The 15,364-nt window shown below is 61.3% G+C and carries 13 protein-coding genes and 1 pseudogene; 9 read left to right on the forward strand and 5 right to left on the reverse strand.

Annotated elements, in window-relative coordinates; translation table 11 throughout:
• Nucleotides 1-65 precede the first annotated feature (65 nt).
• Nucleotides 66-2,408 carry a 5-methyltetrahydropteroyltriglutamate--homocysteine S-methyltransferase gene (gene metE, locus QCE49_RS14485; protein ID WP_250459938.1) on the reverse strand — a complete coding sequence of 781 codons (2,343 nt, stop codon included), beginning with the start codon at nucleotides 2,406-2,408 and terminating at the stop codon, nucleotides 66-68.
• A 114-nt stretch (nucleotides 2,409-2,522) separates the two neighbouring features.
• Here metE and QCE49_RS14490 point away from each other — a divergent pair, with 114 nt between their 5' ends.
• A complete protein-coding gene (locus QCE49_RS14490; protein WP_250459936.1) occupies nucleotides 2,523-3,431 on the forward strand; it encodes a LysR family transcriptional regulator in 909 nt (302 codons plus the stop codon).
• Between the two features lie 3 nt (nucleotides 3,432-3,434).
• Here the strand turns inward: QCE49_RS14490 and QCE49_RS14495 are convergent, their stop codons facing one another.
• Nucleotides 3,435-5,150 carry an ATP-binding protein gene (locus tag QCE49_RS14495; RefSeq protein ID WP_409014124.1) on the reverse strand — a complete coding sequence of 572 codons (1,716 nt, stop codon included), beginning with the start codon at nucleotides 5,148-5,150 and terminating at the stop codon, nucleotides 3,435-3,437.
• On the opposite strand from QCE49_RS14495, the gene QCE49_RS14500 reads away from it, so the two are divergent.
• From QCE49_RS14500 to QCE49_RS14525, 6 genes are all read left to right on the forward strand, one after another.
• A complete protein-coding gene (locus QCE49_RS14500; RefSeq protein WP_162483417.1) occupies nucleotides 5,047-5,391 on the forward strand; it encodes a hypothetical protein in 345 nt (114 codons plus the stop codon). The two genes, QCE49_RS14495 and QCE49_RS14500, sit on opposite strands and share 104 nt — an antisense overlap.
• A complete protein-coding gene (locus tag QCE49_RS14505) occupies nucleotides 5,388-5,927 on the forward strand; it encodes a DUF4142 domain-containing protein (protein WP_250459934.1) in 540 nt (179 codons plus the stop codon). Before QCE49_RS14500 ends, QCE49_RS14505 begins: the two co-directional genes overlap by 4 nt.
• Nucleotides 5,928-5,958: 31 nt before the next feature.
• Nucleotides 5,959-6,342 carry a DUF1801 domain-containing protein gene (locus tag QCE49_RS14510; protein WP_239295450.1) on the forward strand — a complete coding sequence of 128 codons (384 nt, stop codon included), beginning with the start codon at nucleotides 5,959-5,961 and terminating at the stop codon, nucleotides 6,340-6,342.
• 228 nt (nucleotides 6,343-6,570) lie between these two features.
• Nucleotides 6,571-8,766, forward strand: a complete 2,196-nt coding sequence (locus tag QCE49_RS14515; RefSeq protein ID WP_250459932.1) for a TonB-dependent siderophore receptor — start codon at nucleotides 6,571-6,573, stop codon at nucleotides 8,764-8,766.
• A gap of 169 nt (nucleotides 8,767-8,935) precedes the next feature.
• Nucleotides 8,936-9,952: an ABC transporter substrate-binding protein gene (locus tag QCE49_RS14520; RefSeq protein ID WP_250459930.1), complete on the forward strand. Its 1,017-nt coding sequence runs from the start codon at nucleotides 8,936-8,938 to the stop codon at nucleotides 9,950-9,952.
• Nucleotides 9,953-9,990: 38 nt separating this feature from the next.
• On the forward strand, nucleotides 9,991-10,938 hold the full coding sequence (locus tag QCE49_RS14525) for a TauD/TfdA family dioxygenase (protein WP_175981903.1): 948 nt from the start codon (nucleotides 9,991-9,993) through the stop codon (nucleotides 10,936-10,938).
• Nucleotides 10,939-10,945: 7 nt separating this feature from the next.
• On the opposite strand, the gene QCE49_RS14530 is transcribed toward QCE49_RS14525, so the two are convergent.
• A complete protein-coding gene (locus tag QCE49_RS14530) occupies nucleotides 10,946-11,434 on the reverse strand; it encodes a DUF2165 family protein (RefSeq protein WP_033536907.1) in 489 nt (162 codons plus the stop codon).
• A 265-nt stretch (nucleotides 11,435-11,699) separates the two neighbouring features.
• Between QCE49_RS14530 and QCE49_RS14535 the strand changes: the two genes are divergently transcribed.
• Nucleotides 11,700-13,283, forward strand: coding sequence for an amino acid carrier protein (locus QCE49_RS14535; protein WP_309806112.1), 1,584 nt, complete (start codon nucleotides 11,700-11,702; stop codon nucleotides 13,281-13,283).
• On the opposite strand, the gene QCE49_RS14540 is transcribed toward QCE49_RS14535, so the two are convergent.
• Both QCE49_RS14540 and QCE49_RS14545 read right to left on the reverse strand, forming a co-directional pair.
• The gene (locus QCE49_RS14540) at nucleotides 13,280-14,029 is read right to left on the reverse strand and encodes a carbonic anhydrase family protein (RefSeq protein WP_034470037.1); all 750 of its coding nucleotides are present in this window, start codon (nucleotides 14,027-14,029) and stop codon (nucleotides 13,280-13,282) included. The two genes, QCE49_RS14535 and QCE49_RS14540, sit on opposite strands and share 4 nt — an antisense overlap.
• A gap of 112 nt (nucleotides 14,030-14,141) precedes the next feature.
• Complete coding sequence (locus QCE49_RS14545; protein WP_250441561.1) at nucleotides 14,142-15,038, reverse strand: LysR family transcriptional regulator; 897 nt, start codon at nucleotides 15,036-15,038, stop codon at nucleotides 14,142-14,144.
• Between the two features lie 7 nt (nucleotides 15,039-15,045).
• On the opposite strand from QCE49_RS14545, the pseudogene QCE49_RS14550 reads away from it, so the two are divergent.
• Nucleotides 15,046-15,364 (forward strand): annotated as a pseudogene (locus QCE49_RS14550) (hypothetical protein); the annotation flags it as partial.

Below are 15,364 nucleotides of genomic sequence, written 5' to 3' on the forward strand. Positions count from 1 at the left end.
TGGACGAGGATATGTGTATTCGGCGAGCAAGGGCCATGCCGCAATGCCGCCATGCGGACGTCGCGCTATATCGTACGAAGCTCGCAGGCCGCAACATGCTGACCGTATGAAGCGATTGACGCCGATGCACGCAGCGTATGCGCGGCCGCGACCATGTTGCGCAGCGCGGGAATCACTTCGTCCCATTGACGCGTCTTGAGTCCGCAGTCGGGATTCACCCACAGACGCTCGCGCGGAATCCGCTCCGCTGCCTTCGTCATCAACGCGACGATTTGCGCTTCGCTCGGGATATTCGGCGAGTGGATGTCGTACACGCCCGGCCCGATCTGATTCGGGTACTTGAAATGGTCGAAGGCTTCGAGCAGTTCCATGTCGGAGCGCGACGTTTCGATGGTGATGACATCGGCATCCATAACGGCGATCGATGCGATGATGTCGTTGAACTCCGAATAGCACATGTGCGTGTGTATCTGCGTTTCGTCGCGCACGCCGTTCGCGGCGATGCGAAACGCTTCCACCGCCCAGCGCAGATAGCCATCCCATTGCGCGCGGCGCAGCGGCAGGCCTTCGCGCAACGCGGCCTCATCGATCTGGATCACGCGAACGCCGGCCTCCTCCAGATCGAGCACTTCAGCGCGGATCGCGAGCGCGAGTTGCCGGCACGATTCGGAACGCGGTTGATCGTCGCGCACGAACGACCAGTTCAGGATCGTGACGGGACCGGTCAGCATGCCTTTCATCGGCTTCCGGGTTTGCGCTTGCGCATAGCGGGTCCATTCGACGGTCATCGGCTTCGGACGGCTGATATCGCCGAACAGAATCGGCGGCTTCACGCAGCGCGATCCATACGACTGCACCCAGCCGAACTCGCTGAACGCATAGCCGTCGAGCCGCTCGCCGAAGTACTCGACCATGTCGTTGCGCTCGGCTTCGCCGTGCACGAGCACGTCGAGCCCGAGCGCCTCCTGTTCCTTCACGGCGCGCGTGATTTCGCGTTCCATCGCGGCGCGATAGGTGGTTGCATCGAGCTGTCCGCTCCTGAACTGACGACGCGCATGACGGATTTCGTTCGTTTGCGGAAACGAGCCGATGGTCGTCGTCGGATAGGCGGGCAGCGCGAGCATCGCGGCCTGCTTCTGCGCGCGCGTTTCGTATGCGCTCGCGCGCTGGCCGAGCGTCGCGTCGATCTTTGTGAGCGCTTCTTTCACCGCCGGGTTATGCACGCGCGATGATGCGCGGCGGCTCGCGATCGCGGCCGCGTTGCACGCGAGCGCATCGGCGACGCTGGCGCGACCGTCGTTCAAGGCGCGTGCGAGCACATCGAGTTCATCGAGCTTTTGTAGCGCGAATGCGAGCCACGATCTGATTTCGGCATCGAGCTTCATTTCGCTCGCAAGATCGACGGGCGTATGCAACAGCGAGCACGATGGCGCGATCCACAGCCTGTCGCCGAGCGATGCATGCAGCGGTTCGAGCCAGTCGAGCGTGGCGTTCAGATCGGTTTTCCAGATGTTGCGGCCATTGATCGCGCCGACCGATAGCACCGACGAATCCGGCAACAGCTTTGCAGCGGCGCCGACGTCATCGCGCGCGTTGATCGCATCGATATGCAGGCCGTCGATCGGCAGCTTGCACGCGAGATCGAGATTCTCCTGCAACTGGCCGAAGTAGGTCGCAAGCAGAAGGCGCACGCGTCGTTGTGAGAGCGCATCGTAAGCGGTGACGAAAGCGTCGCGCCATTGCGTATCGAGTTCGGTGACGAGCGCGGGTTCATCGATCTGCACCCATTCGATACCGAGCGCCGCGAAGTGATCGAGCAGCGCTGCATAGACGGGCAGCAGGCGCGGGAGAAGCGCGAGCTTGTCGGAGTCGTCCTTCGCCTTGCCGAGCCAGAGATACGTCACCGGCCCGATGATGACGGGCTTCGCGTTCACGCCGAGCGCGCGCGCTTCGCCGAGCTGCTCGACGAGACGCGAGGTATCGAGCGTGAACTGCGTCGCCGCATCGAACTCGGGGACGATGTAGTGATAGTTGGTATCGAACCATTTCGTCATCTCACCCGCAGCCACGCCCTCGCAGCACGCTGCATGTTCCTCAGCGCTTTCGGAAGAGCGTCCGCGAGCGACGCGGAAGGCGTTGTCGAGCGCATCGCCGTGAAAGCCGCGCACGCGTTCGGGCAGATTGCCGAGCGTGAAGCTCATGTCGAGCACCTGATCGTAGAACGCGAAATCGCCGGCCGGCACGAGATCGAGACGCGACTGATGCTTCCAGTGGCGCTCGCGCAAGTGAGCGCCGACCGCCTTCAACTCGTCGCGCGATGACTCTTTTTTCCAGTACTTTTCGAGCGCGAACTTCAGCTCGCGGTTTGCGCCGATGCGCGGGAAACCGAGGTTGTGTGTCGTGGCCATCGTTGCGTGTTCTCGTCGGAAAGAGAGTGAATGGCGACGATGATAGAATTTCCTACGCATGAATAAAAATGGTTTAATTTCATGCATCGATTAAATTTGTTCATGGAGACGCCTATGCTCGAACGCGCGCATCTGATGGTCGTGCGAGAAGTCGAGCGCCAAGGCTCGCTGACCGCCGCCGCCGCCGTGCTCAACCTCACGCAATCCGCGCTGAGCCATACGGTGAAAAAGCTGGAGCACCAGTTGGGCACGGCGGTGTGGACGCGCGAAGGGCGCAGCATGCGGCTCACGCAGGCGGGCCAGTATCTGCTTGGCCTCGCCAATCGCATGCTGCCGCAGTTCGAACTCGCCGAAGCGCGCATGAGGCAATATGCCGAAGGCGAGCGCGGCACCTTGCGCATCGGCATGGAGTGTCATCCGTGCTATCAGTGGCTGCTCAAGGTCGTGTCGCCGTATCTCGCGCGCTGGCCCGATGTCGATGTAGACGTGAAGCAGCGCTTTCAGTTCGGCGGCATCGGCGCGCTGTTCGGTTACGACATCGACGTGCTCGTGACACCCGATCCGCTGAAGAAACCGGGCTTGCGCTTCACGCCCGTCTTCGATTACGAGCAGGTGCTCGTCGTGCCCGAAGCGCACACGCTCGCCGATGCCGCTCATGTCACGCCGGAGCAGGTCGCGCAGGAAGTGCTGATCACGTATCCGGTCGAAACCGATCGCCTCGATATCTACACCCAGTTCCTCACGCCCGCGAATGTCGTGCCGAGAAGGCACAAGACGATCGAGACGACCGACATCATGATGCAGATGGTCGCGAGTGCGCGTGGCGTCGCGGCGCTGCCACGCTGGCTCGCGGAAGAATACGCGGACCGCATGCCGCTCGCCGTGCTCAAGCTAGGGAGGAAGGGCATTGCGAAGAAGATTTATCTCGGCACGCGCGAAGCCGATGTCAGCGTCGAATATCTCGCGGCGTTCATCGCGCTTGCGAAGAAGGCCGACTGGGCGAAGGCGCGCGTGTCGCGTTGACGTTCAGCGCCGCGCATCGAGCGCATGGCGGATCGTGCGTGCGAGGTCATCGAACGTGAAGGGCTTTTTCAGCAGCACGACGCCTTTGTCGAGCCGCCCTTCGTGAAAGATGATGTCGCGCGTATAGCCCGATGCGAACACCACGGTCGCGTTATACGGCGGCGCGCTCGCGATCTTCGCGAGCTCGTTCGCGCGCAGCGTGCCGGGCATCACGACATCGCTGAAAAGAAGATCGACGTGGCCATGCTTCTGCAGGACGGCAAGGGCCGATTCCGCGCTCGGCGCCGACAGCACCTTGTAGCCGAGCTGCGCAACCATGTCGATGGTCGCGAGGCGCACGTCGGCATCGTCCTCGACGACGAGCACCACTTCGCCGCCGCTCGATGCACGCGGGCGCGCGCCGTGCGCATTCGTCGATTCGACTTGCGTGCAGCGTGGGAAGTACAACGCGACGGATGTGCCTTCGCCCACCTGCGTTTCGACATCCACGCAGCCCGCGCTTTGCGACACGAAGCCGAACACCATGCTCAGGCCGAGACCGGTGCCTTGGCCTTCGGCTTTCGTCGAATAGAAAGGCTCGAACATGCGTGCTTTTACGCTGTCGGGCATGCCATCGCCGTCGTCGGTAACAACCAGCTTCACGTAATCGCCCGCGGGCAACGCGAGACCGGTCGTCATCTGATCGCCGAGGGTCGCGTTCGAGACTTCGAGCTGAATGTTGCCGCCTTCATGAATCGCGTCCCGCGAATTGATGACGAGATTGAGCAGCGCGTTTTCCAGTTGATGGCGATCGACGAAGAGGTTCCAGGCATCGCACGATACCGTGGTCTTCAGCTTGATCGATTCGGGCAGCGCGCGTTGCAGGAACTCGCACATGTCCGCGACGAGCTTCGCCGGATCGACGACGGCGGGATTGAGCGGCTGACGTCGCGCGAAGGCGAGCATCTGCGAGGCGAGCTTGCCGCCGCGCGCGACGGCTTCGCTCATCACGCGCAGCCTGCGTGTGAGATCGGGTTTGTCGCGCGTCGCGAGTTCGATCAACTGCAGGTTCGCGGAGATGATCTGCAAGACGTTGTTGAAGTCGTGCGCGACGCCGCCCGTCAGATTGCCGATGGCTTCCAGCTTCTGCACCTGACGAAACCGCTCCTCGGCCTCGACGCGCGCCGTGACCGCTTCCGCGACGCGTTCTTCCAGCGTCTGCATGAGCTTGAGCAGCTTGTCTTCGGCAAGCACCTTGCGAGTCGTTTCGACGACGACGGCAATCACGCCTGCCGGATGACCGTCGTCTTCTGCGACAGGACTGTAGTGCAGATCCATCCACACGTCTTCGGGCCGGCCATTGCGATGCAGCGTGAGACGCTTGTCGGCGTAGGACAGCGTTGCGCCGGACAAACAGGTGTCCACGACATTGCGATTGAACGCGGCGATCTCGGGCCAGCCGTCTTCGACAGGCTTGCCGAGCAGAAACGGATGACGTCCACCGGCGAAGCCCGCATAGGCGTCGTTGTAGATCATCGTGCCGCGCCGGCCCCAGAGCATGACGAGCGGCACAGGCGAAGCAAGCAGAAGTTGCACGGCTGCCCGCAGACTCTTCGACCATCGACCGATCGGGCCCATGGCCGTGTCCGACCAGTCGAAGCTGGCGATGCGCGAAGCCATCTCGCCGCGCCAGCCTTCACAGTCGAAGGATTGCTCGGGCCAAACCGTTTCGGCGTTCATAGAGTTGAAGGGAAAGTTGATGTGCCGCCGTCTTCGTAAAAAGCGGCAGGAGCTTGGTTTGGATCAAAGGCTACATCTTAGTCCACGCATCGGCCTGCACTCCATACTGGACGCTGCTTTGCGAGGAGTGGGCGACCTGAAGGCTCGCATATCGAACACGAAAGGCCACCGTTTCGGACAGGTGAAGCACATGTTTCAAGGTAAAGTCATCGCCGTCGACATGATCGGGAGGCGCGCATGAACGGCAAGCGCATCGCCGCGGCGTTGCTCGTGTTGCTCTTTTGGACGGCTCGTGTGTACGCGCAAGAGCCTTCGCTTACGGATGAACAGATGCTCGGCGTCGTCTTCGTCGCGAATCAGGCCGAGATCGCGGCGGCCAATCTCGCGTTGCGCAAGACGCGCTCCAACAGCCTGCAGGTCTACGCGAAACGGATCGTGTCGGAACACGCGCAGGTCAATCAGGAGATCATGACGCTGACGCAGCGCTTCGGCACGGAGCCGCAACGCAGCGCGACGAGCGACGCATTGACGAAGCAAAGCAACAGCGAGATCGCCGAGCTCGATGAAACCAGCACCTACGATTTCGACGAAGCGTATCTCGAACACGAGATCGTCTCGTTGCAGAAGCTGGTGCGTACCGTCGAAGGCTATATCCGCACGGCGCGCAGCGCGGACGCGCGAACCTTGCTGATCCGCTCGCGTCCTTCATTCATCTTTCATCTCGATCAGGCGCAAAGGCTGCAAATCACCATAGGCAGTCCGGGCCTCATCCGCTGATGTCGCTCACGAATAAAAACAGGAGAAATGCATGAATGCATCGGAACGTATCGACGAACTGATCGCGGGCATCGCGGATTGGCGCGGCGAGACCTTCGCCAATGTGCGCAAGATCATCCTCGCGGCGGACGAAGGGATCGTCGAGGAGTGGAAGTACATGGGCAGCCCGGTCTGGTATCGCGACGGCATGATCGCGGTGGGCAACGCGCACAAGGACAAAGTGAAGCTCACCTTCGCGCACGGGGCGAGCCTGCCGGACCCCGACAAGCTCTTCAATGCGAGCCTCGAAGGCAACGCGCGGCGTGCAATCGATTTTTTCGAAGGCGACAAGATCGATGCACACGCGCTTAAGAATCTCGTGCGCGCGGCGATCTCGTTGAATCAGACGAAAGCGAAGAAGAAAGCGGCTCGTTAAGCTGCGCGCGTCCATGCGCCGATGAAGGCGGCGATGTCGACCGCATCCGCATTAACGAATCCAGTCCAGGCCATGCGTGCCTGGCGCGGCTCGGGCAGATCGAGAGCGTCGTTTTTGGACTAAAGATTTCCAATCGATTCTTTACAAAGACAAAACATCTTGTCACAATGCGGACGCAAATAATAACGATTCGCATTCACACGCAATGGACCTCCAAAAGAAATGAGCATGAAGACAGGAACGACGAGCCCGGTCGCGATGCGGCCTTTGAAACTGGCCGCCTTGCTGCTGTTCGCGGCAGCGCCGCTCGCCCAGGCACAGTCCGCGGATGCGCCGTCGGGTGCATCGGCGGCTGCGGCGTCGAACGCGCCGGCCGAAAGCACGCTGCCCGCGGTGAAGGTCACGGCGCAGAACGTCGATGAACCGTATGGTCCGACGAAAGGCTACGTCGCGAAAGAATCGACGGCGCTCAAGACGGGCACGTCGCTCCTCGAGACGCCGCAGTCCGTCTCGGTCGTCACGCGCGAGCAGATGGATCAGCAGAACGCGCAGACGCTCAATGCGGCCGTGCGCTATGTGTCGGGGGTGACGCCCGAAACGCGCGGCGGCATCGCGACGCGTTACGACATGCTCAAAGTGCGCGGCTTCGACGCCGACAAGTACTGGAACGGTCTCAAGCTGCTCGACAACGGCTGGTACGCGGTGCCGCAGATCGATCCGTATTTGATGGAGCGCGTCGAAGTGCTGAAGGGCCCGGTCTCGGTGCTGTACGGTCAGGCGGCGGCGGGCGGCCTGCTGGATCAGGAAAGCAAGATGCCGACGGTCGTGCCGCTGCATGAAGTGGGCATCGAGTTCGGCAACTACGCGCACAAGTCGGCCAAGTTCGATTTCTCCGGGCCGATCGCGGGCGACGATCGCTATCTGTACCGCATCACCGGCATCGCGCGTTCGGAAGACGGGCAAGTGCAATCGACGTACAACAAGCGCATCGCGATCGCGCCGTCTTTCACGTGGCGTCCGGACAACAAGACTTCGCTCACGCTGTACGGCCTCTATCAGCACGATCCGGACAGCACGTCCTACGGCAGCGTGCCGCCGCAAGGCACGGTGCTCTACAACCCGAACGGCAAGCTGCCGAGCGACTTTTACGACGGCGATCACAACTTCGAGAGCTTCAATCGCGTGCAGGAATCGATCGGCTACAAGTTCGACCGCAAGCTCAACAACGCGTGGTCGTTCCGCTCGAACGGACGTCTGCTGCATCTCGCGCAGGACTACAAGAGCGTCTATGCGAGCGCGCTCGAAGACGACTTGCGCACGCTCGATCGCGGCACGGCTGCGTCGAAGGACAACCTGAACACGATTCAGCTCGACAATCAGCTCGAAGGCAACGTCTCGACCGGCCCGATCGACCATACGCTGCTGTTCGGCTTCGATTACCAGCACTATGCGAGCAACTTCGATGCGGGCTTCGGCACCGCGCCGTCGCTCGACATGTTCGCGCCGAACTACAACCAGGCGATCACGCCGCCGGACCGCTATCACCAGATCCTGAGCGGCACGCAATACGGCGTGTATGCGCAGGATCAGGCGCGCTGGGGCAACGTGATTCTCACGCTGGGCGGACGCGAGGACTGGGCGAGCAGCGATTCGAACAACACGACGTACGGCGTCGTGTCGCATCAGTTCGATCGCGCGTTCACGGGTCGCGCGGGCCTCACGTATGTGTTCGATAACGGCATCGCGCCGTATGTCAGCTACACCGAATCGTTCACGCCGCAAGCGGGCACGGACATCAACGGTCAGCAGTTCTCGCCGGAGAAGGGACGTCAGTATGAAGTCGGCGTGAAGTTCCAGCCGAAGGGCTACAACGCGTTCTTCTCGGCCGCGCTGTTCGACCTGACGCGCAAGAATCTGCTGACGGTCAATGCGGACAACCCGAACTTCCAGTCGGCGGTCGGCGAAGCGCGCTCGCTCGGCGTCGAACTCGAAGCGAAGGCGAGCCTCACGGATTCGTTGAACGTCACGGCGAGCTACACGTATCTCAGCACGAAGTACACGAAGGACAACAGCGGTCTCGAAGGCAAGTTCCTGCCCGCGATTCCGCAGAATCAGGCTTCGTTGTGGGCGTATTACACGGTCAATCGCGGACCGCTCGCCGGTCTCTCGATGGGCGCGGGCGGACGCTACACCGGCACGACGTATAGCAGCGACAACAGCTTCAAGGTGTCGAGCTTCTTCCTCGTCGATGCCACGCTGAACTACGATCTCGGCCGCGCCATGCCGCAGTTCAAGGGCGTCGAGCTGTATGTGAACGCGCAGAACCTGTTCAACAAGGAATACGTCGCGTCGTGCTACTACGGCAGCTGGTGTGCGTTCGGTTACGGACGTCAGGTGTTCGCCGGCATGAACTATCACTGGTAAGCATGTTGCACCGCACTGCGTCTTTCGAACGGCGCAGTGCATCGAATCGTCGTGAGCGCCGCCCTGGCGCTTATCGCGAACGAAGCTATCCGTATCGGGATTTCTTCGTTCGCGTGTGAGGAAGCGGCTAGTACATTGATCGCTCGCCGCTCATCCACGATATCCCCGCATGATCCCGACGACTTCATTGCATCGCCTCTTCGCCATGCTCGCGTTGATGGCGGCATGTGCTTTACCGATGCATCGCGCGCACGCCGAAGGCAAGGTGAAGATCGTCGATCAATATGGCATCGGCTCGTTGCTGCTCAAGGTCGCGAAGGACCAGAAGCTCATCGAGAAGGCCGGCGCGCGCGCGGGCCTCGATATCGACGTGCAGTGGAACACGCTTTCCGGCGGCGCGGCCGTGAACGAAGCGCTGCTCTCGGGCGCGGCGGATATCGCGACTATCGGCATCGGGCCGTTGATGACGATCTGGGATCGCACGCGCGGGCATCAGGATTTTCGGGCCATTGCGGCGCAAAGCGCGGTGCCGGTGTATCTCGTGACGAACGATCCGCGCATTCGCAGCATCAGGGATATTGGCGAGAAGGATCGCATCGCGGTGGTGTCCGTCGCAGTGTCGCAGCAGGGACGTCTGCTGCAAATGGCGTCGGCCAAGGCGTTCGGCGATGCCGAGTATGCGCGGCTCGACCGTTTCGAAGTCAACATGCCGCACGCCGATGCGACGACCGCGATGTTATCGGGCAACTCGGTCGTCAATCTGCATTTCTCCAACGCGCCCTATCAGTATCAGGAACTCGAAGATCCGAAGATCCACAAGGTCACGAGTTCCACCGAAATCCTCGGCGGACCGTCGACGGGCAGTGTTGTCGTGACTTCCGACAAATGGCGCAAGGACAATCCGAAGACCTACGCCGCCGTGCGCGCGGCGCTCGACGATGCGGCGAAGCTCGTCGAGAAGGACAAGGCTGAAGCGGCGGCCATCTATATTCGTCAGGACGGGTCGAAGCTCTCGCCTGCGTTCGTCGAGCGCATTCTCAGCGACAAGGAAGCGAGCTTCGCGACGACGCCGCAAAACACGCTCCAACTGGGCACGTTCCTGCATAAGGTCGGCGTGATTCGTCACGAGCCGAAATCATGGCGCGACTATTTCTTCGCTGACGATTCGAGCGCGCAAGGCAGTTGACACGTCTTTCATTTATCCATCATCCAAAGGAATCCGAAATGAATGCAGTGGCCATCGGGAATGAAACGGAAGTGACTGTCAGCCCGCTGTCGGCGCATATCGGCGCGGAGATCGGCGGCGTCGACCTCACGCGTCCCTTGTCTTCCGCACAGGTCGAAGCAATTCGCGCCGCGTTGCTCAAATGGCGCGTGGTCTTCTTCCGCGAGCAGTTTCTGAGCCACGAACAACACATCGCGTTCTCGGCGCACTTCGGCGAGCTCACGGTGGGGCATCCGGTGTTCGGCCACGTCGACGGGCATCCGGAGATTTACTCGATTTCGAAGTTTCGCAAGGCCACGCGCTTCGAAGGGCAATCGGTGCTGCGTCCGTGGACGGGCTGGCATACGGATGTGACTGCCGCGGTGAATCCGCCGTTCGCATCGATCCTGCGCGGCGTCACGATTCCGCCCTATGGCGGCGATACGCAATGGACCAATCTCGTGATCGCATACGAGAAGCTGTCGGCGCCGCTGCGCGCGTTCGTCGATGGTCTGCGCGGCGTGCATCGTTTCGCGCCGCCGCAAGGCGCAAGCGGCACCGATGCGTTCACGAAGGCCGTGACGGATCACACGCTCGTCGCCGAGCATCCATTGGTGCGCGTGCATCCGGAGACCGGCGAACGCGCGCTGTATGTCAGTCCGGGCTTTCTCAAGCACATCGCGGGGCTCGCGCCGCGCGAAAGTCAGGTGTTGCTCGAACTGCTATGGGAGCATGTGACGCGGCCGGAATTCACGGTGAGATTCAAGTGGGAGCCGGGCAGCATCGCGTTCTGGGACAACCGCACGACCGCGCATCTCGCGCCGACGGATATCTTCGATCTCGACTTCGATCGCCAGTTGTATCGCACGACGCTCGTCGGCGATGTGCCCGTGGGGCCGGACGGGCAGAAGTCGGTGGCGATCGAAGGCACGCCCGTTGGCGCGGCGGCTGCGGTCGCGTTGAACTGATCGGCGTTCAACCTGATTCGCTACGCGTCACGAAGATCAATATCAGAAGAAACGTGATGAAGAAGCGAAACGCGCTTTCGGTGCCGTTCCATTGCTGCGATTGCCACATGCCGAACCATTCGCCGCCGATCGACATGAAGCAGACTTGCCAGGTGAGATAGCCGAGCGTGAGGCCCGCGATCGCCCAGCGTTTGGCTCGCGCGAAGGCCGCGCTCTCCTGGCGCAGTGCGCGGGCCATCGCGATGACGCCTGTCCAGCAAAGAAGCGCGGTGAGCGTTTCGAGAAAAATGATCGCGTCATAGCCGAGATGCTGAAGCACCGGCGACGTGATCGCGCGATACATGTTCGCGTTGCCGGGAAACGTCGTGTCCATTCGCATGACGTGCTCGACGAACTGCAGGTTGCTGCCGTAGTCCGTCAGATTGCCAAAGCTGACGAGCGACGCGAGCAGGGCCATCGAAGCCACGACGAGAAGTTTCGCGAGGCGTTCGGTCATCTTCATCTTCATTCTCCAGCAGCGTTGGGAACGTGATTGTGCAAGAGAAGAATGAGATGAGCTTGATTTCTCGCTGCAACTAACTGTCTCGTTGCGCCAGCGCCTTTCTGCACGAAACGATCGTCGGATGAATGTACGACGCCGACCCGTATAATCGCGGCCTCGCACACGTTTGCGCGTCCGTTGCGGCACGCGCGACGACTCGTTTATCAACATCCCGAACCCCTGTCTCAGACAGGCCGAAGCAAGAAAGGAACGCCCAAGCGTGGAAAGTCTCTTCCAATCCGTGAATGCAATGTTTGCCTGCATTGCGCCCGTCTCGGATTTCTTGTGGGATTTCCCCACGAATTTCAAGGCTTATTCACAAATCCCCGTGCTCGGGCAGTTTTCGTTCGCGATCCTTTTGCTTGTCGGCGTGGGCATTCACTTCACGATCCGCACGCGCTTCATCCAGACGATGAACGTCGGCAAGATCGTTCGCATGATGCTGCGCAGGCAGTCGTCGAAAACCGGCGTCAGCGCGCTTGCGTCGTTCATGCTCGGGCTCGCGATGCGTGCCGGGCCCGGCAATATCGTCGGCATTACGGGCGCGATTTCCGTCGGCGGACCGGGCGCGTTGTTCTGGATGTGGGTGGCCGCGTTCTTCGGCATGGCGACCGCGTTCATGGAATCGACGCTCGCGCAGCTCTTCAAGGAGAAAAAGCACGACGAGTTCGTCGGCGGCTTGCCGTTCTATGGGCGGCGCATTCTCGGCGACAAGCGCTTCGTCGGCACGTTGCTGTCGCTCGTATTCACCGTCTATGCGCTTTTCAATGTGCCGCCGCAAACGTTCAACGTGTTCACCGCGATCGGCACCATCGCCGATACGGTGACCGGCACGCATCTCGGGCGTCAGTCGACGGTGTATTACGTCATCGCGGCGGTGCTCATCGCAGCGTGCTCGTTCATCATCATGGGCGGCATTCGCCGCGTGACCGCTTATACCGACGTGCTCGTGCCGATCAAGGCGACGCTCTTCTGTCTGATGTCGCTCGTCATCATCGTCATCAATCTGCCGCTGATTCCCTACTTCTTTCATGAGGTGATCGTCGGTGCATTCGCGCCGCATGCGCTCTTCGGCGGCGCGATCGGCACGGCGCTCGCTCAAGGCGTCAAGCGCGGGCTGATGTCGAACGAAGCGGGGCAGGGCACCATCACGATGGCCGCGGCGATCGCCGACAACGATCACCCTTGCGAACAGGGCTTCGTGCAGAGCCTCGGCGTGTTCTTCGACACGATGGTCATCTGCACGATGACCGGCTTCATCGTCGTGATGGCGCACGTATGGACCGGCACGGTGGACGGTCAGGCGTGGGAGTCGGTCAGGGCATCGAAGATCACGGTCTATCTCGCATCGGTCGAAACGCTCGTGCCGGTTTCGGTCGCGCATGTCGTCAAGATCGTGATGTGCGTGTGCTACGGCCTCTTTGCGTTCACGACGTTGCTCGGCATGATTTCGTTCGCCGAAATCTCGGCCAACTTCATTTCACGAAGCAGAGGTTTCATCATCGGCATTCGCGTCGTCGGCTCGCTCGTGTTCGTGCCGTTCGGCGCGCTCACCGTGCTTGCGGGACTCGAATTGCCCAACCTGTGGGCGCTTTCCGATCTGATGAACATCGTGATGGTGCTGCTCAACGTGCCGATTCTGCTGATCGGGCAACGTCTCGTGTACAAGGCGCTCGCGCACTACCGCTCGACGCGCGGCGGACCGTTCATGTCGGAGGACATCGGCGTGCGAACCGAGTATTGGTCCGCGAAGCGCGGTGTCGTCAGGCAAACGGAAGAACTTCGCGAGCGCGTCGAAAGTTAAGAGCCGAAGAAGTCCACCGCGCCGGTGCCGAGGTTGTACATCGCGCCGGCTATCTTGATGGCGTGCTGATTCTCCATGTCGCTCAGCACGGCGCTTTCCTGGCGAATCTGCGCGATGGTCGACTCGACGTTCTTGCGCGCCACCATGTCGACGAACGTGTAATTGGTCGCCGTGCGCTCGCCGTCGTACTTCGTGGCTTCCACGGCGGGTTTGATGCGCGCGAGCAACGCCGTGAGATGACCTAGTTCGGCATTGGCGATCGCGCCTTTGATCGCGCCGCAAGACGTATGTCCCATCACCAGCACGACTTTCGCGCCCATCAGCTTGCACGCGAATTCCATGCTGCCGAGAATGTCGTCGTTTTCGATGTTCCCCGCGACGCGGCAGTTGAAGATATCGCCGATGCCCAGATCCATGATTACCTCGGCGGGCGCGCGCGAATCGATGCAACTGAGCAGCACGGCCGCGGGATATTGTCCCTTTGCGCTCGTCTTTTGTTCGGCAAGGTAGTTGCGCGCCTTGCGTTCGCCTCTGCGGAAACGCTCGTTGCCGCGCTTCATCGCATCGAGAATCTGCTCGGGCGACATCGCGTCGCGCTGCGCGTGCGTCAACGCGTCGGCGTGAGCGGATGTCATGAGGAGCGGCGGAACCGCGAGCCCGGCGATAGTTGCAGACGCAACTGATTTGAGAAAGCTCCGGCGGCACGCGGGCGTGCATTGCAGCGGATGCTTCAGATCTTCGCGCATGACCTTGCTCCTCGACCTGACGGGAATCGGCCTTCTTCAACGCTCTTCTTGCGACATGAAGTGTTGGACGAAAAATCGTCGAATGCAATGCACGCTTGTTCTGATGACAATGTCAGGTCGATGACGTAACGATCTGCCGCGCGATGTCGAGAAAGTTGGCGGTCTTGGCGGTTGTCGCATCGATGCGCGATGCAAGCGCCAGACGAATCGTGATCGCGCTGCCGAGCGCATCGGTGTAGGCGACGCCATCGACCTGAATCTGGCACACCGACGCCGGCACCAGCGACACGCCGAATTCCGCCGCGACCAGATTGACGACCGATGATAGCTGCGGCGCCTGCTGGCCGGCGACCGGCTCGAATCCCGCTTCACGGCACGCACCGATGATGACGTCGTGCAATGTCGGACTTGCCTCGCGCGGAAGCATCACGAAAGGATCCTCCGCCAGCGTCGCCAACGGCACCTTGCGCTTTTTCGCGAGCTTGTGCGTGGCGGGCAGCACGATTTTCATCGGCTCGATCGCGATGTGATTGATCTGCACGCCCGCGGGCGACTGGCTGCCGAGACGGACGAACGCGACATCGACGCGGCCGGCGTCGAGATGCGCGAGCAGTTGCGCGGTATTGCCTTCGGTCAGCGTCAGCATGACGTTCGGATAAGCCTGCCGATACGACCGTATGAGCTTCGACACGACCGGATTGAACGCCGCCGATCCCGTGAAGCCGATATTGAGCTGCCCGATCTCGCCGCGCCCCGCGCTCTGCGCTTTCTCGACGGCGAGACGCGCGTCGTCGACGAGACGCTTCGCGTCGGCGGCGAACGCTTCGCCGGCTTCCGTCAGCACGACGCCGTGCCCCGTGCGGCGAAAGAGCCGCACGCCGAGTTCGTCTTCGAGCGCGTGAATCTGCTGACTGAGCGGCGGCTGTCCGATGCCGAGCCGCTCGGCCGCGCGCGTCACATTGCGTTCCTCGGCGACGGCCAGAAAGTAGCGGAGATGTCGCAATTCCATGCGATATATGAAAAAGCTATTTCAGAAAGACGAGATAGATATTGGACAGTATATCAATCGCGCGACAAAATACCGCTATCGCGCAGTGCGCGGGCTAGAACTATCCCCGAATACGTTGCCGGTTGCTCGTCAAAGCGAATCGGCAGGGCGGGTCGCGCCCGTGTCGATCGTCGACGGCGCGCGAATCGTCAATCAGTTTGGGAAGGGGTCTAATGTGGCTGAAGCATTAAAAAAACCAAGGCCGGAATACCGGAACATCGGGATCGGTCAGATCGCGAAGTATCGCTTGCCGCTGGCGGGCAAGGTATCGATCCTGCATCGCGTGA

It is taken from the genome of Caballeronia sp. LZ008 (assembly GCF_031451435.1).
Classification (GTDB): Bacteria; Pseudomonadota; Gammaproteobacteria; order Burkholderiales; family Burkholderiaceae; genus Caballeronia; species Caballeronia zhejiangensis.

What these genes read in the sequence shown, in the direction of transcription:
- QCE49_RS14540 (WP_034470037.1), bottom strand. Translation starts at nt 14,029, where the DNA reads ATGCGCGAAGATCTGAAGCATCCGCTGCAATGCACGCCCGCGTGCCGC.
- QCE49_RS14500 (WP_162483417.1), top strand. Translation starts at nt 5,047, where the DNA reads ATGGCCGTGTCCGACCAGTCGAAGCTGGCGATGCGCGAAGCCATCTCG.
- QCE49_RS14525 (WP_175981903.1), top strand. Translation starts at nt 9,991, where the DNA reads ATGAATGCAGTGGCCATCGGGAATGAAACGGAAGTGACTGTCAGCCCG.
- metE (WP_250459938.1), bottom strand. Translation starts at nt 2,408, where the DNA reads ATGGCCACGACACACAACCTCGGTTTCCCGCGCATCGGCGCAAACCGC.
- QCE49_RS14490 (WP_250459936.1), top strand. Translation starts at nt 2,523, where the DNA reads ATGCTCGAACGCGCGCATCTGATGGTCGTGCGAGAAGTCGAGCGCCAA.
- QCE49_RS14505 (WP_250459934.1), top strand. Translation starts at nt 5,388, where the DNA reads ATGAACGGCAAGCGCATCGCCGCGGCGTTGCTCGTGTTGCTCTTTTGG.
- QCE49_RS14515 (WP_250459932.1), top strand. Translation starts at nt 6,571, where the DNA reads ATGAAGACAGGAACGACGAGCCCGGTCGCGATGCGGCCTTTGAAACTG.
- QCE49_RS14545 (WP_250441561.1), bottom strand. Translation starts at nt 15,038, where the DNA reads ATGGAATTGCGACATCTCCGCTACTTTCTGGCCGTCGCCGAGGAACGC.
- QCE49_RS14495 (WP_409014124.1), bottom strand. Translation starts at nt 5,150, where the DNA reads ATGAACGCCGAAACGGTTTGGCCCGAGCAATCCTTCGACTGTGAAGGC.
- QCE49_RS14520 (WP_250459930.1), top strand. Translation starts at nt 8,936, where the DNA reads ATGATCCCGACGACTTCATTGCATCGCCTCTTCGCCATGCTCGCGTTG.
- QCE49_RS14530 (WP_033536907.1), bottom strand. Translation starts at nt 11,434, where the DNA reads ATGACCGAACGCCTCGCGAAACTTCTCGTCGTGGCTTCGATGGCCCTG.
- QCE49_RS14510 (WP_239295450.1), top strand. Translation starts at nt 5,959, where the DNA reads ATGAATGCATCGGAACGTATCGACGAACTGATCGCGGGCATCGCGGAT.